This is a genomic window from Planctomycetaceae bacterium (genome assembly GCA_039680605.1).
GTDB lineage: Bacteria > Planctomycetota > Phycisphaerae > SM23-33 > SM23-33 > JAJFUU01.
Map to the genome: position 1 here is coordinate 142,631 of JBDKTA010000049.1, position 21,377 is coordinate 164,007.

Annotated in this window: 17 protein-coding genes and 2 tRNA genes; 17 read left to right on the top strand and 2 right to left on the bottom strand. The window is 63.1% G+C overall.

Annotated elements, in window-relative coordinates:
* Window positions 1–12 precede the first annotated feature (12 nt).
* Entirely contained in the window at window positions 13–480 is a 468-nt protein-coding gene (rplQ, locus tag ABFD92_15455; protein ID MEN6505935.1) for a 50S ribosomal protein L17, read from the top strand.
* A gap of 157 nt (window positions 481–637) precedes the next feature.
* On the opposite strand, the gene ABFD92_15460 is transcribed toward rplQ, so the two are convergent.
* On the bottom strand, window positions 638–1,852 hold the full coding sequence (locus tag ABFD92_15460) for a substrate-binding domain-containing protein (GenBank protein MEN6505936.1): 1,215 nt from the start codon (window positions 1,850–1,852) through the stop codon (window positions 638–640).
* Between the two features lie 188 nt (window positions 1,853–2,040).
* On the opposite strand from ABFD92_15460, the gene ABFD92_15465 reads away from it, so the two are divergent.
* The 4 genes from ABFD92_15465 (at window position 2,041) to ABFD92_15480 (ending at window position 6,885) form a co-directional block, all read left to right on the top strand.
* Window positions 2,041–2,706, top strand: coding sequence for a PEP-CTERM sorting domain-containing protein (locus ABFD92_15465; protein ID MEN6505937.1), 666 nt, complete (start codon window positions 2,041–2,043; stop codon window positions 2,704–2,706).
* 131 nt (window positions 2,707–2,837) lie between these two features.
* Window positions 2,838–4,574: a DNRLRE domain-containing protein gene (locus ABFD92_15470; GenBank protein ID MEN6505938.1), complete on the top strand. Its 1,737-nt coding sequence runs from the start codon at window positions 2,838–2,840 to the stop codon at window positions 4,572–4,574.
* A gap of 197 nt (window positions 4,575–4,771) precedes the next feature.
* Entirely contained in the window at window positions 4,772–5,182 is a 411-nt protein-coding gene (locus ABFD92_15475; protein ID MEN6505939.1) for an HIT family protein, read from the top strand.
* A 170-nt stretch (window positions 5,183–5,352) separates the two neighbouring features.
* Complete coding sequence (locus ABFD92_15480) at window positions 5,353–6,885, top strand: cellulose synthase family protein (protein ID MEN6505940.1); 1,533 nt, start codon at window positions 5,353–5,355, stop codon at window positions 6,883–6,885.
* Window positions 6,886–6,996: 111 nt separating this feature from the next.
* Here the strand turns inward: ABFD92_15480 and ABFD92_15485 are convergent.
* Window positions 6,997–7,078 (bottom strand) — tRNA-Leu (locus tag ABFD92_15485).
* 203 nt (window positions 7,079–7,281) lie between these two features.
* Between ABFD92_15485 and ABFD92_15490 the strand changes: the two genes are divergently transcribed.
* From ABFD92_15490 to ABFD92_15545, 12 genes are all read left to right on the top strand, one after another.
* Complete coding sequence (locus tag ABFD92_15490; protein ID MEN6505941.1) at window positions 7,282–8,379, top strand: vWA domain-containing protein; 1,098 nt, start codon at window positions 7,282–7,284, stop codon at window positions 8,377–8,379.
* A 291-nt stretch (window positions 8,380–8,670) separates the two neighbouring features.
* Complete coding sequence (locus tag ABFD92_15495) at window positions 8,671–9,603, top strand: VWA domain-containing protein (protein ID MEN6505942.1); 933 nt, start codon at window positions 8,671–8,673, stop codon at window positions 9,601–9,603.
* 3 nt (window positions 9,604–9,606) lie between these two features.
* Window positions 9,607–10,677: a hypothetical protein gene (locus tag ABFD92_15500; protein ID MEN6505943.1), complete on the top strand. Its 1,071-nt coding sequence runs from the start codon at window positions 9,607–9,609 to the stop codon at window positions 10,675–10,677.
* A gap of 65 nt (window positions 10,678–10,742) precedes the next feature.
* Complete coding sequence (locus ABFD92_15505) at window positions 10,743–11,384, top strand: MotA/TolQ/ExbB proton channel family protein (GenBank protein ID MEN6505944.1); 642 nt, start codon at window positions 10,743–10,745, stop codon at window positions 11,382–11,384.
* A gap of 27 nt (window positions 11,385–11,411) precedes the next feature.
* Window positions 11,412–11,966: a biopolymer transporter ExbD gene (locus ABFD92_15510; GenBank protein MEN6505945.1), complete on the top strand. Its 555-nt coding sequence runs from the start codon at window positions 11,412–11,414 to the stop codon at window positions 11,964–11,966.
* Between the two features lie 2 nt (window positions 11,967–11,968).
* A complete protein-coding gene (locus ABFD92_15515; protein MEN6505946.1) occupies window positions 11,969–12,472 on the top strand; it encodes a biopolymer transporter ExbD in 504 nt (167 codons plus the stop codon).
* A gap of 23 nt (window positions 12,473–12,495) precedes the next feature.
* The gene (locus ABFD92_15520; GenBank protein ID MEN6505947.1) at window positions 12,496–15,708 is read left to right on the top strand and encodes a tetratricopeptide repeat protein; all 3,213 of its coding nucleotides are present in this window, start codon (window positions 12,496–12,498) and stop codon (window positions 15,706–15,708) included.
* 51 nt (window positions 15,709–15,759) lie between these two features.
* A tRNA-Cys gene (locus ABFD92_15525) sits at window positions 15,760–15,833 on the top strand.
* 89 nt (window positions 15,834–15,922) lie between these two features.
* The gene (locus tag ABFD92_15530) at window positions 15,923–17,116 is read left to right on the top strand and encodes a hypothetical protein (GenBank protein MEN6505948.1); all 1,194 of its coding nucleotides are present in this window, start codon (window positions 15,923–15,925) and stop codon (window positions 17,114–17,116) included.
* Window positions 17,117–17,149: 33 nt separating this feature from the next.
* Window positions 17,150–17,809 (top strand): hypothetical protein, encoded by a 660-nt coding sequence (locus tag ABFD92_15535; GenBank protein MEN6505949.1) that lies wholly within the window; start codon window positions 17,150–17,152, stop codon window positions 17,807–17,809.
* Between the two features lie 69 nt (window positions 17,810–17,878).
* A complete protein-coding gene (locus ABFD92_15540; protein ID MEN6505950.1) occupies window positions 17,879–19,612 on the top strand; it encodes a hypothetical protein in 1,734 nt (577 codons plus the stop codon).
* Between the two features lie 71 nt (window positions 19,613–19,683).
* Window positions 19,684–21,357, top strand: a complete 1,674-nt coding sequence (locus tag ABFD92_15545; protein MEN6505951.1) for a sigma-70 family RNA polymerase sigma factor — start codon at window positions 19,684–19,686, stop codon at window positions 21,355–21,357.
* The last annotated feature ends 20 nt before the right edge of the window (window positions 21,358–21,377 follow it).

Genomic DNA, 21,377 nt, shown 5'->3' on the forward strand with positions numbered 1-21,377 from the left:
GAAGGCAAGACAATGCGTCATCGTGTATCCGGAAGACAACTAAGCCGCAACAGCGCCCACCGAAAGGCCTTGAGACGGAATATGGCCGCGTCGCTGCTGCAGCACGAAACCATTCGCACCACCGAGCCCAAGGCCAAGGAGCTTCGCCGATTCGTCGAGAAGCTCATCACCACGGCCAGGAAGGGCACCCTGCACGCGCGACGGTTGATCATCGCCGAACTCGGCCATGACCGCGCGATGTTCAACGTCGAGGAAGAGATGGAAGACAAGACCGTCGTCCAGAAGCTCTTCGACGAGATCGCCCCGCGCTACGCCGACCGTCCCGGCGGCTACACCCGCATCATCCGCATCAGCGACCACCGCATCGGCGACAACGGCTCGCAGGTCATCCTGCAACTGGTCGAGACGACCAAGGCCGTCGAACCGAAAAAGCGCGGCAAGAAGAAAGCGGACCAGACCGACGCCAAGAGCGAGGAATAAGCCTCCTCGTCTCGAAGTTGCATGATTTTCCCAAGCCCGGGCGAACGCCCGGGCTTGTTTTTAAAACGGTTCTTGTCGCCTCCGCTGCCGGCGCCGTGGCGGCAGGGCGAAGCCGGCGATCGCTGCCACAGTTCAAAGACCGTGCCTTCCTGGATCTTCAGTCCGGCGCCGCGGCACCGTCTTGTTGTTGGTGCCGCCAGGCGCGCGGTCCGGCGCCGCTTTGGCGGCGAAGGACCCCGCGCAAGGAGTTGGCGTCGGCAAAGCCGCAGCGGGAAGCCACCTGCAGCACCTTCAGCGGCGTCGTCGCCAGAAGCTCCCGCGCGTGTCGAAGCCGCAGGTCCAGCAGCACTTTGGTGATCGTGCGGCCGAGGCATTGCTTGAACGCCCGCGTCAACGCCGTGCGCGATAAGCTGGTGGCGGCCACCACTTGCGGTGTGCCCACGCCGGCGTCGGCATAGCGGTCCCACATGAACCGAATGGCCTTGGCGACCTGTGGGTGGTCGGCGGCGAGGATGTCGCTGCTGCGGCGGGCGACGAGGCCGCGTGGCGCCACGGCCACTCGTCCGGGCGGGATGTTCTTTCCCGCCATTCGGTCGGCCAGGATCGTGATGGCCTGGCGGGCCATTTCGCCGTAGTTGAGGTCCACGCTGGAAAGCGGAACGCGGGCGTTGACGCAGATGGTGGGGGAGTTGCCCACCCCGACGATCGCCACGCGGTCGGGCACCTCGAGTCCTTCTTCGCGGCAGGCCTCGACCGCCTCCAGCGCCGTCCAGTCCTCGTCTACCATCAACCCCACCGGTGGACCCATAGCCGCCAGGGTATGGGCCAGAAACCGCCGCAGTCCCGGCGGCCCCTCCCCAAACTCCCTCCATTTGTCGTACCAGTCGACGGAGACGGCATCGATTCCTGCCGCCGCGGCGGCAGAGAGAAATCCCTCGCGCTGGCCCATCACATATTCCTGAGCGCCCATCATGAGGTAGACCAGGCGGCGAAATCCATGTTCGATGAGGTGTTCTGCCGCCATGCGTCCGGCAGCGCGGCAGTCGGGAATGATGGCGTTTCGCGCGGCAACCCATCCGCTGACGTGAACCACCGGAACGGGGCAGTCATCCCAGTAGTCGTGCGGGGCGTCGTCGGCAGCAGGGCCGACCAGCACGCCATCGGCGCCCCACCATTCGATGCACTGCCTGGCCGAGGTCCCATGGTAGTAGCGTGACATCGAGAGGATCCATCCGGCCTTGCCCGCCTGCTCGAGAATCGGGTCGGTCATACCGACGGGCATTTCAATAGCCAGTACGCGAAGGGGCGCGGTCTTGTCCGTTTTGCGCGGCTTGTGTTTGCGGGTCGTGGCGATCTGTCGCTGTGCGGCCATGTCATGAAGCTTAATATCCGCCGCGGGCTATGACAAGCACGTGGTGTCAAAAATGCGCACTAGAGAGTTAAAAACGACGATTGCGCAATTTCGGGATGCATGATACATTGAGGACGCTTTCAGATGTCCGTTATGAGAATGGCGTCGTGTGGGTGCCGGATTTCAAAACTCTGATAAGGAGCTGGATGATGAAACACCTCGTGATGACTGGAGTAACCCTTGTACTGGCTCTGTGCCTGGCCGGGGCTGCCTCGGCGGCGGTGATCACGCCTGCAAGTTACTCGTATGTCCCGGGCAACGGGCCCAACGACCCATCGTCTTTGGACTCGGCATGCACCAAGTTGACCAACGGGATCTACGGGCCGTTCACAGAAGCGCAGGCTCAGCTGGGCGGGGATTTTGAAACCGACACTGTCCGCGTGATCGGTTGGACCGAGGGCGCTACCGGCCACCTGATTGCTGACTTCAACCTCGGTGGTACCTGCACGGTGGACTCCGTTACGCTTCACTATGTGACATACAGCCCGTACTGGGGCTACGCGCCCGACTCCGTGACGGTCTCCTTCAGCTCTGATGGCCTGACCTATTCCGGCGAGCAGACGCTCGCTGGCGGCTGGGCCGCCAACGACCAGTGGTGGGGTGGTGACAATAGCGGCACCGTGACGTTGACAGGCAGCCCCACGGCCAACTATGTTCGCGTAGACATCGCCATCCAGTCTGAGCCCAATGGCAATAGCAGCCTTTTTCTCAACGAAATTCAACTGGATGGCACCCCCATCCCCGAGCCGGTGACGATGAGCCTGCTGGCGCTGGGCGGCCTGGCCGCCTTGATCCGCCGCCGAAGGGCGTCGTAGGTTCGCAAGGACACGGCAAGGCGGAGGCTTCACATTGGGGAAGGAGCCTCCGCCTGATGATAACACCTGTTCGGGAACCTCCCTCGCAGCAAGTCGTTGCGAGTCTCGTGAACAGGCCGGAGTGGAAAAACATGCGAGTTGGCCTCATCTCAGCAATGCTGGTCCTGGCGATCCTGCCCGCCATGGCCGCAGCGGAACCGCAGCTGCTCAATGGCGACTTCGAAAGCTACGGCGCGGCCTACACCTCGACCGATTTCGGGGAGTGGCGCACGCTGCGGGCGGTGAGCAACTGGACGAACCTGTCGGGTCTGAACTACCAGGCCTCCAGCGCGATGGCGGGATTTGAAGAGACGCCTTCGATCAGCCGCTATCTCAGGCTCGTCGATGACGTCGGTCAGACCGCGCCCCAGAACGTCGGGCACATCGTGCAGGATTTGGGCGTGATGACGGCGGGCGAGACGTACATCTTCACCGCCGACGCGTTCCGGTCAGCCAACACCCACTCCTCGATCACCGACTACGGCGTGACGGCCAGCTTCGTCACCGCCGCGACGACCACGGCCGACATTCTTGGCGGCGGCTTGGCCAGCCAGACGCTGACGATCGCGACCCCCGGCGTCAGCGACACGTTCAACTTCCAATATACTGCCACCGAGGCCGACACGGGCAATCGCCTGTACCTGCGCCTGGACGCGACGCCCGTGGCGGCAGGCCATTGTACGCGCGGCGGCATCGACAACGCCGATCTGACGGTGCTGGTCGACGGAAAGATCAACGTCGCCGGCAAGAACAACCTGGGCACGCGCGACCAGACTGGCTCAAAGATCGAGACCGAGTACGTCTATCGTCAGGATGCCCCGATCACCATCAATGGCGTCGCCACCAGCACGGTCTACACCGGCACGCATGATACGACCGTATACGAAGATGACGCGGGCAAGGCCGAAGACGACCCGACGCGCATGCACGGCGATTCGGCGGGACTGGTGATCGACCCTTCATGCACCAGCCAGAACGGCAACCAGGGGCAGTCGTTCCTTCGGTTCGGCGACTTCGTGGGAACGGGCGAGGGGCAGGTCTCCCAGGGCACGAAGATCACCCGCGCGTACGTGGGGATCTCGCAGACCGACGGCATCGACTACGCGCCCTTCTGGGTCTATGCCCGCCGCCTCAACGGCGCCTGGGACGAAGCCTCTTTGACGTGGGATACCGTCACCTTCAACGGCAATGTCCAGGGCGGCCTGCAAGTGGATGGTGTCGAGTGCTCCACCGATAGCGCCTTTATCATTCCGGCTGGAGTGAACCTCGTCTACCAACGTTACAGCCTCGACGCCACCGGAGATATCCAGTATTTCATCGATCATCCTGAACTGAACAACGGATGGGGCCTGCCGCCGACTGCCGCATGGGACTATAAAGGCATGGACCTGGTTTCATCCGAAGGCGGCGAGGCCGACCGTCCGACGCTTACCGTCTATGCCGACATGGGGCAGACCATGACGACTCTGGCGGTCGACCAGACCTATGTCTTCGAACTTTCCACGCCGGCCGATTCCGACCGACTCAAAGCCTACCAGTTCGGCCTGACAGCCGAGGCCATTTTGGACCTCAACGGCGCGATTCTGGAAGTGAATATCTTCGCTGGCGCCACGCCCGTCAGCGGCGCTTATCGCCTGCTGCAGGCCGACACGCTGGTGGGAAACTTCGCCGACATCATTCTGCCTGACATTGCCGGGGCGGTCTGGGACCTCAGCGGCCTGTCAGCCGGCGGCGATGGATACCTGCGCCTGAGCGTGCCCGAGCCGGCGACCCTGAGCCTGCTGGCGCTAGGCGCCACAGCGACGATGATCCGCCGGCGACGGCGGTAGAGGATTAGTTCCGCGGTCACTGAAGTGACCCCCGAAAATAACGAGTGCAGCCGGCGCGGTCTCCCTCCACCGACGCTGGTAGCCAAGAGCGGCTGGTTGGTCTCCTCATCCAGCCGCTCTTTCTTCCGATATTCCACTATTCCATCATTCCATTTCTCGTCTATATTTCTGTGGTTCATCCATCAAGGAGCGTGGACATGAGCGACTGCATTTTCTGTAAGATAGCGGCGGGGCAGATCCCTTGCGCCAAGGTGCTCGAGGACGACGTGTGCGTGGCGTTCATGGACATCGGCCCGCTGGCCCAGGGGCATGTGCTGCTGATCCCCAAGGCCCACGCCGAGCAGCTTGACGAGATGGACCCCGCCGCGGCCGGGGCGATGCTCGCCCATCTGCCGGCGCTGGTGGGGGCGGTCAAGGCCGCCACCGGCTGCGAGGGCGTCAACGTGCTGCAGAACAATGGAGCGGCCGCCCATCAGGAAGTCATGCACGTACACTTCCACATCATCCCTCGCAACGCCGGCGACGCGTTCCACTTCAACTGGCCCGCGGGAAAATATCCCGAGGGCAAGGCCCAGCAACTGGCGATGGCGATCAGGGCGAATCTGTGACTGTGGAGTGCGGCAGCCTCAGCTGCCGCTTTGGTAGTTTCTGGCAATCGAACAACGTCCAAAGCGGCAGCTAAGGCTGCCGCACTCCATATATCCTATTGACGGCGGGGGCGGGTATGGCTACTATTATCCGACGTTGCACTGGGGCACGGCGCCCTTTGAGGCCTCATATGAACTTGCTGGAACTGGCACAATCGTTTTTGATTACCGTATACACCCTGGCGTTGGTGGTGGTTTCGATCTACGGCCTGCACCGTTGGGTGCTGGTGATTCTGTATTTCCGCCATCGCAAGAACGTGCCGACGCCGCCGTCGACGTTCGACCCGCTGCCGCGCGTGACGGTGCAGTTGCCGATGTTCAACGAGAGCCTCGTGGCCAAGCGGATCATCGAGCAGACCTGCCAGATCGACTACCCGCGCGATCGCATGCAGATCCAGGTGCTCGACGACAGCACCGACGAGACGACCGAAATCTGCCGCCAGACCGCGGACGCCTGCCGAGCCCGCGGATTCGACATCAGCTTCGTCCACCGGACCAACCGTCAGGGCTATAAGGCCGGGGCGCTGGAGAACGGTCTCAAGACCGCCACCGGCGAGTTCGTCACGATCTTTGACGCCGACTTCATTCCCCCGCCGGACATTCTCCGCCGCAGCGTGCATTATTTCACCGATCCGAAGGTCTGCGTCGTGCAGACGCGGTGGGAGCATCTCAACCGAAACGACAGCCTGCTGACGCGCAGCCAGGCGATGTTCCTCGACGGGCACTTCATGATCGAGCACGTCGCCCGCAACCGCAGCGACCGCTTCATGAGCTTCAACGGCACGGCTGGCACGTGGCGCATCCGGGCCATCGAAGACGCCGGCGGCTGGCGCAACGACACGCTGACCGAAGACCTCGACCTGTCCTACCGAGCGCAGCTTAAAGGGTGGAAGTTCGTCTTCCTGCCCGAGTTGGCCAGCCCGGCGGAGCTGCCGCCGGAGATGGACGCGTTCAAGGCCCAGCAGTTCCGCTGGACCAAGGGCGGCGCGCAGACGGCCCTGAAGATGCTCCCGCGGTTGCTGCTGTCGAAGGCGCCGCTGAAGGTCAAGGTCGAGGGGTTCTTCCACCTGACCGGTTTCACCCTGCACTTCTACATGGCCATGCTGGTGCTGCTGCTGTTTCCCGCCTCGTGCCTGCGGGCCGCCTCCTACGGCCAGGCCAGCATCTGGTTGACGCTGTTCGACATGACGGTCTTCACGCTGGCGACGCTGTCCGCTACCGTCTTCTACGCCGCCAGCCAGTTCCAGCTCTTCCGCGACTGGCGTACGGCATTCAAGTTCATGCCGATGCTGATGGCGTTGGGCGTGGGCATGTGCATCTCGAACACCAAAGCGATTTTTGAGGCGGTCATAGGCAAGCGCAGCGAGTTTGTGCGCACGCCGAAGTACGGGCGCAGCGTCGATGGCGGTGCAGCAGCGCTGCCCGGCGCGGTCCGTCCCAAGCGGAAGAACCACTGGCTGCCGTATGTGGAGATGGGCTTCGGCGTTTACCTCGGACTCTGCGCGCTGCTGTCGATGGCCAGCGTCTGGGGCATGCTGGGCAGCCCATTCCTGATCATCTTCTCGTTTGGATTCTTCTATGTCTCGGTGCTGAGCTTCCAGGCCCGCCGCGAGGTGGTGGTGGAAAAGACCGCTGCGCCCCAGGTCGTACGCGAGACGGTTTGATCGCCTCAAGCCCAGGGACTGCAGTCCCTGGGCTCGTGATGAACGCCGTCCTTCGACTCGCTTCGCTTGCTCAGTAGATAAAAATAACCGCTCCATGGAGCGGTTATTTATTGCGAGGGGAGGGACTCGAACCCACATCCCTTTCGGGACCAGGACCTAAACCTGGCGCGTCTGCCAATTCCGCCACCCTCGCGGGAACTTTTCTGAAACTGCCGCGTCTAATCATACGAAACGAGCGGCCGCCGGGCCATAGCGAAAACGCCCGCCGCCGCCCATGCCTGAAAAACCCGGGCGATCCCTCCGCCGCTTGCGGCTTGGCAGTTGTTCGGTTACCAGAAAAACTGCCAAGCCGCAAACGGCGGAGGACGCAGAGGACCTGCCGTTGGGAGTCATGCCATGAAGATTCCAGTTCAGTGTGACCGATGCGGGCGGAAGATGGCGATCGAGTCACAGCCGGGGCGCGGGCGATGCGTCTGCGGGCGCGAGGTGCGTATTCCCTCGGCCATTGCGGCTATGCCCGTGACGCGGATCGAACCGGCCGCCGCGGTGGCGGCGGAAGATCGCGCCGTGCAGAAATGCCGCGAGGCCGAGGGCGTGTTGGCGCGGGTGTTTCCGTGGCTGGTCAGTGGACTGCTTCACGTGGCGCTGGGGCTGGTCATGATGCTGCTGGTTATCATGGTCGCCCAGAAGCCCCAGTCGCCCATCACGGTGCAGAGCGGGTATAGCGACGCCCTGGTGATGCGCATGGCGGACCCGGAAAGACCGAATACCCACGCCCTTGATCCAGCAAGGAACGCGCCTCCCTCGCAGCGGCTCTGGAAGGGGCCCGTCGCGCCAGACCCGGGGCGCCCTGACAAACCGCAGATCAGGACGATCCTGGGGCCGAGTCTGGCCCGGACGAGTGAACCATCGCCCAGCGAGGGGCCGATATTCCGCACGGGGCCCCCGCAGAGGGATCGCAATGACAGATCGTTCCCGCCCCGCGGCCTGCCGGCGGACGACACGGTATTCGTGATCGACCGCAGCGGGTCGATGTCGGACTCGTTCGGCTACCTCTGCGATCAGATCAACCGAGAGGTGACGCGCCTCAAAGCAGGTCAGCGTTTCGCCGTGATCTTGTTCGACAGCGGTGCGCCCATCGAGTTTCGCAAAGGTCTGGCGGCGCCCACCGCCGAGGTGCGGCTGGCCCTGGCGAGGTTCCTCTTTCAGGTCAAGCCCCTGGGACAGACGGATCCCCAACCGGCCCTGAAGCGAGCCTTCGCGGCGCTGAGAACCGACAGCAGCGCCGATCGCAGGCAGCTGGTGCATCTGCTCACCGACGGGGAGTTTCCGGACAACGCCAAAGCCATCCGCCTCGTGACGGCGCTGAACGCGCAGCGGTTCGTGCAGGTCAACACGTACCTCTACGGCAGCCGCTCGGGCGTGGCCGAAAGCACGCTTAAGACCATCGCCGCGGAGAACCACGGCGAGTACCATTGGATTAAAGCGGAATGAGAGCAAACGCCGGTTGCATTGGCGGCGAAACATCCGCTAAAATGAAAACCGTTTGTGCAGGAGTGATTCGAGATGGCTGCAGACTTCCGCTGTGAACATTGTGGACAGATGGTGCGGCTTGAAGGCGATATCGGCAAATCGGCCCGCTGTCCTCATTGCCAGAAGATGACGGTGGTGCCGGCCGGTCTTGCCGCTCTGCCTCGTCCGCACGTTGCGCCCACTGCGGAGCGCGGCGTCGTGGCGACAGTTTCGCAGACGCCGCCCCCGCCTCCAGGGCAAGACGAGGAGCCCGTGGAGGAGGAAGAAAGCCATCGCGAGGAAGCCATGATGATCGTCATGGCCCGCTCGATGCCCTGGGTCGTCAGCCTCTTCCTGCACGCGGCATTGGCGCTGATCATGTTCTTCCTGGTGATCATGGTGTTCAACCCGCCGATGGACCCCAACAAAGTCGTCGTGCCCTCGGCCAACCTCAGCCCCGATCCCGGTGGCAACTTCAATACGCGCGAACAGACGGCCAAGGCCGTCAGCAACCGCACCAAGGCCGCCTCGCCGAATTACTCCAAGAAAGAGTCGGCCTTGATCACCGACGCCAGTCGCACCAACAAGCAGGTCACCGTGTACAACCAAGGCGGCAGTTCCGGCGGGGGCAGTCCGACCGCGGGCCTGGCCGGCGGCGCCGGAGCGCCTAAGGCGGGGCTGTTCGGCACCGGCGGAAATGCCCACCATATCGTGTATGTCATCGACCGGTCCGGTTCCATGAGCGACAGCCTCGAACTGGTCAAGCGCGAATGCGCCGCCTCCATGGGACGCCTGCAGCCCAGCCAGGACTTCCACATCATCCTCTTCGCCGAAGGCGCGCCGCTGGAACCGGTCTCGAAAAAACTCGTCTCGGCCAATGACGCCTCGAAGCTTGAGGCCGTCAAGTTCCTCAGGGGCGTGCAGGCCCAGGCCCAGACCGACCCGCTCCCCGCGCTGAAGCGAGCCTTTGCCGTGCTCTCGGCGGCCAACCCCAAGCTGCCCGGAAAGCTGCTGTTTCTGCTGACCGACGGCGTCTTTCCCGACAACGAAAAGGCCCTGGCGACCATCCGCACCCTCAATGCCCGCAAGGACGTACACGTCAACACGTTCCTCTACGGCAACAGACCGCCCGTGGCCGTTGAAGTGCTCAAGACCATCGCCAACGAAAACGGCGGAAGGTATAAATTTATCTCCGGCGAAGAGTAAGATATGAAACGCAGAGCCATTATCCTGGTGAGTTTGATCCTGACGGCCGCCGGCGCCGCCCCGGCCGACTCGATCACGCTCAAGCTGCCATACCCCGAAGGCATCGTCATCACCAACGTCAAGGACGGCAGCATCTATTTTCGCCTGGCGAACATGAAACCGATGATCGGTCCGCTGGCCGAACTGCAGGAAATCTCCATCAGCGGCATCGCGGATCTGGATGCCGCCGAAAAGCTCCTCAAGTCGCGACAGTACGATCAAGCCCTGGCCGCCTACGAACAGTTGCTCAAGAAGCCTGCCCCCGACGACAAACCATGGTTGGGGCAGTTGGTCTCTTACCGGATTCTCACGACGGCGGTGCGGGCCAAGCAGATCGACCGGGCCGTGGCCGCCTGGCTGTCGCTGATGGACGCCAATGAGGCCTCCGCGCCCATCATCGCGCTGCGACCGGCAGTTCCCACGGAAAAGGGCGACGCCGTCGATCGCGCCATCGACCTGCTGGCCGGCAAAGAAAACCAAACCAGCCCCGCCTATCGTAACGCGGTCGATCCCTACCGCATGAAATTGCTGCAACTGCAGGGTCGCAACGCCGAGGCCGCCACCCTCGCCGAAAAGATCAGCCGCTCCGCCCAGCCTGACCCGGGAACCCCCCAAAGCGGGCGCGTGGCGTTCGTCAGCAAGATCGAGGCCGCCGAGCAGTTCCTCCGGAGCCAGCAGAGCGACAAGGTGCTCTCGACGCTGGATCCGCTGATGGAGCAGTTCAACGAGGCTGAACTGGTTCGGGCCCTGCTGGCGACGGGGCAGGCGCAACTGGCGTTGGGCAAGGCGGCGGGCGAACCGCAGCGTCAGACCCTGCTCTGCCAGGCGACGCTCAGCGCCATGCGCGTGCTGATGCTGGGCAGCGCCGCCGACGACGACAAGGCCCGGGCGCTTTGGGTGGCGGGGCAGGCCAGTGAATCTTTCAAAGACCCCAATACCGCCGCGGCCAAAAAGTGTTACGAGAAGATCATCGCAGACTACCCTCGCACCGTGACGTCCACGGCGGCCCGCCAGGCTTTGACCCGGTTGAAATGACACTCATGACGCAGGCAGAACCCCGCGTCGGCAGCAGGATGAAATACCTTTAGGGAGATTGGCGCATGCTGGCACAAGCACAGGAAATGAAATGGTTTGATGCACTGTTTATCGACTGCGGGTTCGTCGGATGGGTGCTGTGGCTACTGAGCATCCTGGCCGTGGCGCTGATCGTCCAGTATTTCATGATGGTGCGCCGCATGAACATCATGCCCACGGCCCTGCGAGAGCAGGTCCAGCAGATGTTCGAGGAACGTCAGTACCGCGCCGTGATCGACCTGACGGAAAACGAACCCAGCTTCATGGGCTACGTCATGCATGCGGCGTTGAATGAGGCCGCCCATGGATACCCCGCCATGGAGCGCGCGATGGAGGAGGCCGCCGAGGAGCGCACCACCAAGCTGCTGCGAAACATCGAGTGGCTCAACCTGATCGGAAACGTCGCCCCGATGCTGGGGCTGCTGGGAACAGTGCAAGGCATGATCATGGCCTTCTTCGAGATCGTCAAGATGGGCACGGTCGCCCCCGAGCTGATCGCCAAGCCGATCGGTCTGGCGCTGGTGACGACGATGGAAGGGCTGATGATCGCCATCCCCGTGCTCTCGTGCTTTACCTTCCTGCGCAACCGCATTGACTCGCTGACCAGCGAAGCGATGACCGCCTGCCAGGAGTTGATCGCGACGTTCCGTCCCGCCGGGCGCAGCTAAAGGCCCCGGCGGCCGGGAGGAACTGCCATGGCCAAAAAGAACTTATTTGCCGACAGCAAGGCCGACATGAACATGACGCCGATGATCGACGTCACGTTCCAGTTGATCATCTTCTTCATGCTCACCAGCCAGAGCGCCTCGGACGAACTGGACCTGCGGATCAGCCTCTCGCGTCCCAAGGTCAGCCAAGCCTTGACCGATCAGGCCGTCCGCAAAGCAGGCAACCGCGTGATCGTCAACGTGGTGTCCTATGATTCCGACCCCAAGTACAAGGGCAGGACCGTCCCCGAGCATCTGCGCGGGCGAGCGGACTACTACATGATCCTCATGCCCGTGCGACAGGTCGGTGACGAACGCAAGCGGCAAATCAAGCCCCAAAACGCTCAAAACCTCGTGCCCATGCTGCAAGACCGCAAAATAGCCGCCCATGACGCCAAGAACAACGATAAGGAGTTCACCATGGTGGTGCGGGCCGACAAACGCACTCGATGGGATGAGGTCTGGCCGGTGGTCAAGGCCGGCACCGATGCCGATATCCCAAAGATGAATATGTCGGCACTGCCCAAGAAGGGAACGGAATAACCATGGCTAAATCCACCAAACAAATCGCCGGCGAAGAAGCCGTCCATTATGTTCCGCCCCGCAAAAAGCGAGAGCGACCTAAAGCCGCAATGCAGCCGCCCATGACGCCGATGATCGACGTGACCTTCCAGTTGATCATCTTCTTCCTGGTCGGTTTCCAGATGCGCGAGACGGAAGGCCTGATTCCGTCGGCTCTGCCCCAGGGCGATATCGGCAAGAGTGCCGAACCGGAGATTTTCAAGAAGGTGTTCATCCGGGTGCAGGCCCAGGGCGACCTGAAGGACCGCGCCGTCTACCAGATCAAGGAGACGCTGATCCAGACGACGGACCCCGAGGAACTCAGGGTCTATCTGGAAGGCCAGAAGCAAAGCCAGAACTCCGACAAAGTACCCGTGGTCATCCAGGCCGACGGGGATGTGCAATGGGAGTTCATCGTCGAGGCCTTCAACGCCGCGGTGCGCGCCAAGCTCAAGAATGTGGCCTTTGCCTCCAGCGACAGCATCTGACGGGCGCACCGGGGAGAGCCGACATGGATAACGAACGAAAATCAGCTTTGGGCCTGCCTCTGCGTGCCGCCGCGGTCGTCCTGGTCGCCGCCCTGTTTGGCGGCGCCGCCTCCGCCCAGGACGCCGGCGCCGACAGCGGGGCTTTGCAGACGATCGACCCGATCGCCCTGCATCGCCTGATGCAGGACATGGGCATGTGGGAGGCGGTCAAGTACCAGCAGTCGCTGTTGTCGGCACAGGGCGGGGCGGCCCAGGATGTCATCGCCATCGAGACGCTGGTTCGCCAGGCTAAAGACCGGGAACACAACTTTTCACACGAGCAGCGCGTCGCATGGCTCAATGAAGCCATCGTGCGGCAGCTCCGCGTGGTCGAGGCCGCCAAGGTCGACGACAAGGCTGATTTCAAGACCCGGCTCAAGTACGCCGAAGCGCGGTTCCAATTAGCCGCCATGAGCGGGCTCGACCGCGTGCAGAGTCCGTACGGGCTGGATATGATCTTCCTTCGCGGCAGCGAGGAAGACCGGCGGATGATCGTGCTGCTCACGCGCAACGCCGCGCCGCTGGTGGTGGACCTGCTCGATCGCCTGCGCGACCAGATCAACAACTGCACCACGCTGGAACAGATCACCCTCGAAAAGCCCCGCCTGGAAGACCTGCGCAGTAAAGTGCTGCCGATCGGCATGTGGATCCTGCTCTATCGCGGGCTGGCTCTGCCGCAAGACCACCCGGAGCGGGCCTACTATCTCTCGCAGGCACAAGGCGCCGGCAACGAGTGCGCCAAGAAAGACATCGACGTACACCGCGGACTGCTGGTGGAAGGCACCGCCGCCGGAGCGCTGGGGCAGACCGAGCGAGCTCTCAAGCTCCTGCGCCAGGTCGACGGCGAAGATTACGACCCGGATCTCGTGGGGCCGCGCGTCCAGGCCCTGTTCGAGATCCCGCGCGTCCTGGCCGGCGGCGGGCAGTACACCGAAGCCATGACCGCCATCGACGAGTTCTACAAGAAGTCCGTCGCGATGATCAAACGAGGCTACACGCCCGACGACCTCGCTCCCCTCGCGACCGCCATCGAGGTGGAGCAGGATGTCAGCGCTGTGATCTTGCGCAGCTACGTTTATGACGCCGCCGCGGCCAAGAGTTCCGACGCCGCCAAGGCCGCCGACTACCGCGGCCAGGCCCTCAACGTTCTGGTGGAGTTCATCAACAAGCACAGCGGGCGAGCGGACGTGCAGGAGACGCTCTACAAGGTCATCGTCCGCAAGTACGCCGCCAACATTAAGCTCGAGGACCCCGAGACGCTCAAGAAGGCCAATCCCGTCGTGCTGATGGCCTTGGCGATGGGCAATTATCAGACCTGGAACGACCCGAAGCTCTCCGAAGCGCAGCGCCTGCAACTGATGGCCGGTCCGGAAAAGGCTCTCAAAGAGTTGCTGGCCCGCAAGGACGATCCGGCGGCCGTCAAGATGCGCCCCCAGGCGCTGTGGTATCTGGCCAAGATCGAGCTGGTCAAGCGGGAGACTCTGTCGGCGGCGCGGACGTACTTTGAGATCGCGTCCAAGCACCCGGCAAACGGCCTGGCGCCGGGCAGCGCCTTCAACAGCGTCGTCTGCTATTCGGGACTGGTCGGCGAAATGCAGGAGAAGAACCAGTCGATCAGCCCGAACCTGCGACGCGAGTACGTCAAGGCCCTGGAGGCGCTGCTGGAGAAACCCGAATGGGTCCAGGCCGCCCAGCAGGCGGCGAAGGCGGCGGGGGAGGATCCCAACAGCGTTCTGACACACTACTACGAGTTGGGCGTGGAACTGCAGCGGCTGGCCGAAGCCATCGGCAATTCGGCGGAAGTGCTCAACGAGAAGATCGCCCTGCGCAAGCGCGCGGCGGCAGCCTATCGCAGAGTGCCCCCGATCGACCTGGGCGCCTACATGGAGGCGCAGTATTGGGCGCTCGATATGGAAGCGGAGAACGTCGACGCTTCCAAGGAAAGCACCACCCCGCCGAGCATCAAGGAAATCGGCGACCTGGTCTCCCAGGCGATGGAATACAGCAATAAGGCCGCAGCCGAAGCGGCCAAACCCACGGCGGCGGCACAGGCGAAGATGCTGCGGGAGTACGGTTCGCGGGCGGCGTACCTGGCGGCCACCGTCAAGTACAATCACCAGGGCATCGTGATCCAGGCGCTGAAGGAACTGGATGAGCTGCCCAAGAAGTGGCCGGGGACGACGGTCATCGAGGCCAGCAAAGAGTTCCGCATCCGCAAGCTGATCGAGAACGGGAACATCGAGGAAGCGCGGGTGAGCCTGAACGATTTCGTCTCGCAATACAGTGATCGCAGCGGTCCGCTGATCGACCTGCTCATCGCGAACATTCAGAAGACGATCAAGCAGCTCGATCAGGGCGCCCGAGGCCCTACCACCGAGGCACGCCTGAAGTCGTATCGCGACGGCTACGCCAAGTTCGCCAGGATGCTGTACGAAACCAAAGACAACGCCGATGCCCAGACGCTGCTGGATCGCAAGCAGCTCTACGGCGACGCCTTGATTATGGCCGGTCAGTTCGCCGAGGCGCTGACGTTGTTTGAGGAGATCTCCGCCGCGCAGACGGCCGACCGGGAGGTTAAGGAAAAGGCCATCAGCAGCAAGTTCGATGCTCGCCACCAGGCCCTCGTTCAAGTCGGCGCCGATCCCGAACAGGTGTATGCGATCTGCCGCAAGGCCCTGGACGACCTGTCGGCAGAGTTCGTGCGATCGACGTTCGTCGCGCGCGATCTTCAGAAGGTCGTCGTCAGCCTGGGCAAGGCCTTGGGCAAGGACGGCTCGCCCGCGCAGTCGAAGCCTGGCGAGGCCCAGACGAAAGAGCAGTTGGCCAGCCTGTGCCTTCGGGGGCATCGAAAGTTGATGGACCGGTTGGCGGCGGACGAGAAAGAGGGGATCGCCTTCGACGCCAAGACGTTCTGGGGCTTGGGGCGCAGCTATGAAGGGCTCAAGAAGTTCGACGAGGCCCTGAAGATCTACCAGCGCCTGACTCAGGGTTTCGACAAGGCCCGCCAGGCGGAGCAGTACTGGGAGTCGGAACTGGCCAACTGCCGCTGCTGGCTGGAAGCGTTCCGCTCCGATCGCGGTAAAATCGAGAACCTGAATGTGTACGTCAAGAAGCTGGAGGACGCCGATAAGACCTTCGGCGGCAAGTACCCCGGATTCAATGCGATCAAGGCGGACATCCGCCAGATCCTGAACTGACGGGCCGTGCTTGATATCGAGGGCGGCAGCTAGTATTCTCAAGAGATGTTCGGCGGCATAGCCAAGCGGACCAAGGCGACGGATTGCAAATCCGTTATTCGTGGGTTCGAATCCCACTGCCGCCTGTCGAATGGGCTTCATGACGAAGCCCGCAGTTGCGGCGCCGGCGGGCGGGCTTGGGGCTCGGTCCCCTGACGCATCAACGAGGTGCGGCATGCTCAAACACGTGATGGCAGGATGCGCGATCGTGGGCCTTCTGGCGGCGATGGCGGCAGGGGCCTCCCAGCTCCTGGTGCTCAAGGACGGACGCTCTTTCAAGGGCGAAGTCACCAAGACCCCCGAGGGATACCGCGTCGCGACGCGCATGGCGGTCTTGACCTTTACCGACGAGCAGGTCGAGAAGGTCGTCGAACAGGCCGACCCCATCGACGAGTACAACCAGCGGGCCGCCAAAATCGACGCCAAGGATGCCCGGGCGCATCTGCAACTGGGCCAATGGGCCCAGCAGAAGGGACTGCTCGATTCGGCCAGGACCGAGTACGAAAAGACCCTCGAAATCGATCCCTCCATCGAAATGGCCAAGACGCTGCTGGCCCAGGTCAACGAGAAGCTCAATACCCCCGCCGAGGCGCCCCAGGGCGGCGTGGCGGTCGCTCCGCCAGGCGCCACCGTGCCCGCGCAGACGCCCCAGGAGTGGCTGGTAACGAACGAAGGCATCTACAAGATCCGCATGGGCGAGTTCAAGCCCGGTCGCGACTCGCTGCCGGTCCGCTTCCGCAACAACGTCCTGGAAAAATTCGTCAACGTGATGCGAGGTCGCAAGGACATCTCCGGCGCGACCTTCGACGAGAGCCGCTTCAACGTCCTGTCCGCCGCCGACAAGGCCAAGTACATCGTGACCAACACGCAGTGGGACGACCCGCTCCGCAACGACATCCTGCTGCTGGGCGACCCGCAGCCGCTGCGGGAGTTCCGCGGTCGCATCTGGGCGGTCATGCAGTCTCAGTGCGCCGCCGTTCAGTGCCACGGCGGACCTCAGGGCCAGGGCAGTTTCAGGCTCCTGTCAACGCCCGCCCGCAACGAGCGCGTCGACTACACCAACTTCCTGATCCTCAGTTCGATGCGCCACGGTCAGTGGTCGCTGATCGACCGCCAGCAGCGCGAAGACTCGCTGCTGCTGACGTACCTTCAGCGCAAAGACGCGGTTCGCCCCACGCAGGTACACCCCGGGCGCGATCTGGCCCCGATCTATGTCGACGTCAAGACCGGGCCTTACAAACAGATGCTGGACTGGATCGCATCGCTCAAGGGCCCGCCCGAGGGCGGCGAGTATGGCGTGACGGTGACGTTGCCCGCCGGCAAGGCGGCCGAGCCCGCCGGGGCCAAGGGCGCCCCGGTCACGGAGTAATTCGATCGACCGACTCCTAAGCTGGGATCCGATGTGCAGTACTTGTTGATCGTGGTGCTGGCTGTAGCGATGGGGGGATCCGTGGTGTCATTCCTGGTCATGGCTCGCCGCCAGCGGCGGCGCTGCGGGGCCCTGACCCGCCAGGCCTGCCAGTTGAACCTCCGGTTCTCGCGCGACGACCCGTTTGGTCTCGACGCGCTTTACGGACGATTTGCTCTGATCGCCGGCGGGCACAGCCCCCATGCCCACAACGTGGCGTATGGGCGAGTCAACGGGCACGCGGTGAGGGCGTTCGACTTCCACAACGAGTGTGGACACGGGATCAGCCGCTTGGCGCGACACTACAGCGTGCTGGTCGTCGAGATGGATCGCGACCTTCCGTCGGTACTGATGTGGCACGAACAGGATGTCGCCGCCGCGCCGCTGGCGCTTCAGCGGCATCACTGGCGGCTGAACAGTTGGCTCTGTCGCGGGGATCGCGCCGTCGCCGGGGCATTGAGCGTGATCGGCGCCGATACGCTGGCGCCGCGGAGCATGGAGTCGCACGGCGGTGCGGTGATGGTGTGGCAGGCGGTGGACAGCAAGGGCCAAGCCTACGCCGGGCAGTTCATCGACCTGGCGCGCGTCAGCGACCTGGTGGTGCGGGCGCTGAGCGAACCGGCGACGCCGCAACAGGAAGATTCCATAACGTGATGATTTCTCGCATGCCGAAGTGTCCCTGTAGTAGAATAGTGCCAAGCTATCTTTTGGAAAGGTTTCATCATGACCGAATCCCATAAGGAATCCGGCGCAAGGCCTGGCTCCCCCTCGCCGAGCAAGCAGAAACTCCTGCTGGTCGTCGGCGGCATCATCGCCGCGGCGGTGCTGGCGATCTGGTTCATCTACTTTGTGACGCGCACTGAAGAAGGGCCCAACAAGGCCCGCGCGGGGGTCATGGCGGCCGTCGATAGCGCTGACGCGCTCTATCATCGGGCGCTGGGCTTGCTCTCCAGCCCCGTGTATGAAGATATCGCTACCGGAAAGCCCGGACCCTATACGGTCGACGGAGATCCGGTGGTGACCAAGGACACGATCCGGCTCAGGCCTCCGGGGGCCGTCAATCCCCAGGCGATCGAGGCGCTGACGCAGGCCAAGGCGATCATTGAAAAGGGACTGGCCGACAACGCCGAGGCCGACGCCAGCGTCAAGGCCATCGCCCATCACGTCAATGCCCGCGTGCTGTGGCTGCGGGGCTTTTACTTCGACCAGAAAGCCCTCAATCAGCGATGGGACGCGCAGCGGGGCGCCAGCGGAATCGACCGCATGGTCAGCGTCTTGCAGGCGCAGTCGGCGTTCCTGGCCCAGTACGACAAGATGCTGAACCTGCCCGACGGCGACGTGCGGCAGATCATGGAGACGACGCAGGCCGAACTGACGGATGTCGAGAAGGAACACGAGGCCGCCTCCAAACAGATCATCTACCTGGGCAACGAGGTGGCGTCGCTGCGCGACCAGATCGCGACGTTGTCGCAGAAGGCCCGGGAGAGCCGGACTCAGAGCCGCCTTGTCAACGGACCCAAGAGCCTCGAGATGGTCGAGCAGGCGATCGCAGATGAAGCCCAGATCCGCCAGATCGAAGGCAAAATCGCCACCAACCAGGACCAGGTGCAGCAACTGCTCGAACAACGCCGCATGCTGGGCGTGCGGATCAATTCCGGACGCGGCAAGATCAAAGCCGCCCAGGATATGCTCGCGCACCGAAAGGAGCAGTTGGGACGCCGCAGCCAGCAACGAGAGGACTGCCTCAAGCTGATCAACGAGTCCCAGCAGGCCATCGTCAAAGAAGTCAGCGGGGTCAACAAGGCGGCACAGGGCGCCAAGGCCGACGAAGCCGAGGCGATGAAAGAGTACGCCGACTCCCAGAAGGAACTGGACCAGTCGTTTACCCAGGCCCAGGCCACCTCCGCCGAAGCCCTCGCTGAAAAGGGCAACGTTCTGGCCCGTGTGGCGGGGTTGCAGTCGACACAGGCGGTCTTCGCCCGCCGTCTGCTGGCCCTGAAGACGTCCATCGCCGAGGTGTGGTCCAAGACCGGCGCCGAGGCGGCCGCGCCTGATGAGGTCGGGCAGCTCGGGGCGTACCTGGCGGACCCCGAGGCGACGGCCAACGAATCGCTGAAGAATTACGACGAGGTCATTCGCAATTACCAGTTGGCGATTCAGAGTCTCCAGGACAACGAAAAGGTCTATCGGTGGATGTACCAGGGCGAACTGGCGGCGGCGTATCTGGGATACTCTCAGGTGAAGAACGACCCGGACAAGCTGCGCAAGGCCAACGAGATCATCACGGACGCCCTCAAGGATAAGGAAGCATCGCCGTACCTTCGCCCGGTGGTGCGTCTGCGAGATTCCGTCGCGGCAGCCACGACGCAGCCGACCGATTCGCCGGCGCCCAAGACGCCCGCGACCGCGCCTGAGGTTTCTCCGGCAGCGCCGGAGGCTCCGCCGATCGAGCAGTGACGCGATAGCGCTTGTGGGCGAAGGCGGCGGATATTGTTCAGAGGCGCGAGCCTGCGACGAAGGGCACTGGCGTGGGCAAATATACCTACAAAGCAATGGAGGAAATGGCGGCGGAATTGGCCGCCGGCCTTGCGCGCCTGAGAAAGGGGTATGTCGACGCCGCCGAGTCGCTGGCGATGATCCTCGATGACGATCAGGAGTATCCCTACGATTTCGTCGTGTTCCGCCTGACCGGGTATCGCCCCAGGAGCATCGACAAGTCCACCCCCCGCCCGATGCTCGGCTCGAAATTGCGACAGGATCTTCTGCTGATGATGATGAAGATCTGCGACAGCTTCGACCTGCGCCCGTCCGAATACGAAGAGCCGGTCGTAGACAGCCAGGCCGTGGCCAATCGCTTCAACGTTTCGACCAAGACCATCCAACGATGGCGCCAGCGCGGCCTGCCCACGCGCAAAATGCTCTTTCCCGACGGGCGACGCCGCGTCGTTTTTCTCGAAAGCTCGCTGCAGCGGTTCATCGGGTTCCAGGAAGGCGACGTGAGCCGCTCGGTGCGTTTCACGCAGATCAGCGAGCAGGAACGCCGCGACATCTTTCGCCGCGCCAAGCGGATGGCCACGTTCACGCACTGCTCGCTCGGCGACGTCGCCAAACGCCTCGCGGCCCGCACCGGGCGAGCCGTCGAGACGATTCGCTATACGCTGCGAAACCACGATATCGAGCACCCGGAGGACCCGATCTTTCCCTTCCTGTCGGCCCCGCTCAACGACCAGGAAAAGATCGCCATCTACCGCGGATATCTGCGGGGCTTCGCCGTGCCTGCGCTGGCCGAACGCCACCACCGCACCCGCGGAACCATCTATCGCGTTGTCAATGAAGTGCGGGCCCAGCAACTGCTCAAGCGACCCATCAGCTACGTCTATAGCTCGCAGTTCGACCTGCCCAACGCCGATGACATCATCATGTCCGCGGTGCCCCTGGACGCCGAGGCCACCAAGCCCGCCCCGCGCCCGCCGGCCGACCTGCCCCCATACCTGCGAGCGCTCTACGACGTGCCGCTGCTGACGCCCGAAGGCGAGAAAGACCTCTTTCGCCGGTACAACTTTCTCAAGTACCAGGCGGACAAACAGCGAAAGCAGATCGATCTCAACCGCATCCGCACGCACAAGCTGCGGGAGATCGAGGACCTCCTGCTGCAGTCCAACGTCGTCAAGAACCAGATTATCCGCTCGAACCTGCGCCTGGTGGTCTCGATCGCCAAGAAGCACATGGGCAAAGCCCAAACGCTTTTCGAGCTGATCAGCGACGGCAACGTGTCGCTCATGCGCGCGGTGGAGAAGTTCGACTACACGCGAGGCAACCGCTTCAGCACCTATGCCTCGTGGGCCATCATCCGCAACTTTGCCCGCAGCGTCCCCAAGGAGCAGTACCAGCTCGACCGCTTCGCCACCGGAAACGAAGAAGTGCTCGATATCGCCGCCAGCCTGCGCACGTACGACCCCAATGAACTGAACCTGCGAGAACTGCGAGAGAGCATCGACGCTGTCTTGACCCGCCTCAACCCGCAGGAACGGGCCATCCTCATTGACCACTACGGCCTCGACCCCTCCGGCAAGGGCAAGACGCTCGAGCAGCTCGGCCGCCAGTTGGGCATCTCGAAGGAACGCGTTCGTCAGATCGAACTGCAGGCGATGAAGAAACTCCGCGGGTTCATGCAGCCCGAGCAGTCAGACCTGATGGCCTGAAGACCGTTGTGAGAGAACTC

Bases quoted from the DNA above. Each gene is read 5' to 3' on its own strand.
- ABFD92_15505 (MEN6505944.1), top strand. From the start codon at position 10,743: ATGCTGGCACAAGCACAGGAAATGAAATGGTTTGATGCACTGTTTATC.
- ABFD92_15490 (MEN6505941.1), top strand. From the start codon at position 7,282: ATGAAGATTCCAGTTCAGTGTGACCGATGCGGGCGGAAGATGGCGATC.
- ABFD92_15510 (MEN6505945.1), top strand. From the start codon at position 11,412: ATGGCCAAAAAGAACTTATTTGCCGACAGCAAGGCCGACATGAACATG.
- ABFD92_15460 (MEN6505936.1), bottom strand. From the start codon at position 1,852: ATGGCCGCACAGCGACAGATCGCCACGACCCGCAAACACAAGCCGCGC.
- ABFD92_15515 (MEN6505946.1), top strand. From the start codon at position 11,969: ATGGCTAAATCCACCAAACAAATCGCCGGCGAAGAAGCCGTCCATTAT.
- ABFD92_15500 (MEN6505943.1), top strand. From the start codon at position 9,607: ATGAAACGCAGAGCCATTATCCTGGTGAGTTTGATCCTGACGGCCGCC.
- rplQ (MEN6505935.1), top strand. From the start codon at position 13: ATGCGTCATCGTGTATCCGGAAGACAACTAAGCCGCAACAGCGCCCAC.
- ABFD92_15470 (MEN6505938.1), top strand. From the start codon at position 2,838: ATGCGAGTTGGCCTCATCTCAGCAATGCTGGTCCTGGCGATCCTGCCC.
- ABFD92_15540 (MEN6505950.1), top strand. From the start codon at position 17,879: ATGACCGAATCCCATAAGGAATCCGGCGCAAGGCCTGGCTCCCCCTCG.
- ABFD92_15465 (MEN6505937.1), top strand. From the start codon at position 2,041: ATGAAACACCTCGTGATGACTGGAGTAACCCTTGTACTGGCTCTGTGC.
- ABFD92_15530 (MEN6505948.1), top strand. From the start codon at position 15,923: ATGCTCAAACACGTGATGGCAGGATGCGCGATCGTGGGCCTTCTGGCG.
- ABFD92_15520 (MEN6505947.1), top strand. From the start codon at position 12,496: ATGGATAACGAACGAAAATCAGCTTTGGGCCTGCCTCTGCGTGCCGCC.
- ABFD92_15475 (MEN6505939.1), top strand. From the start codon at position 4,772: ATGAGCGACTGCATTTTCTGTAAGATAGCGGCGGGGCAGATCCCTTGC.
- ABFD92_15480 (MEN6505940.1), top strand. From the start codon at position 5,353: ATGAACTTGCTGGAACTGGCACAATCGTTTTTGATTACCGTATACACC.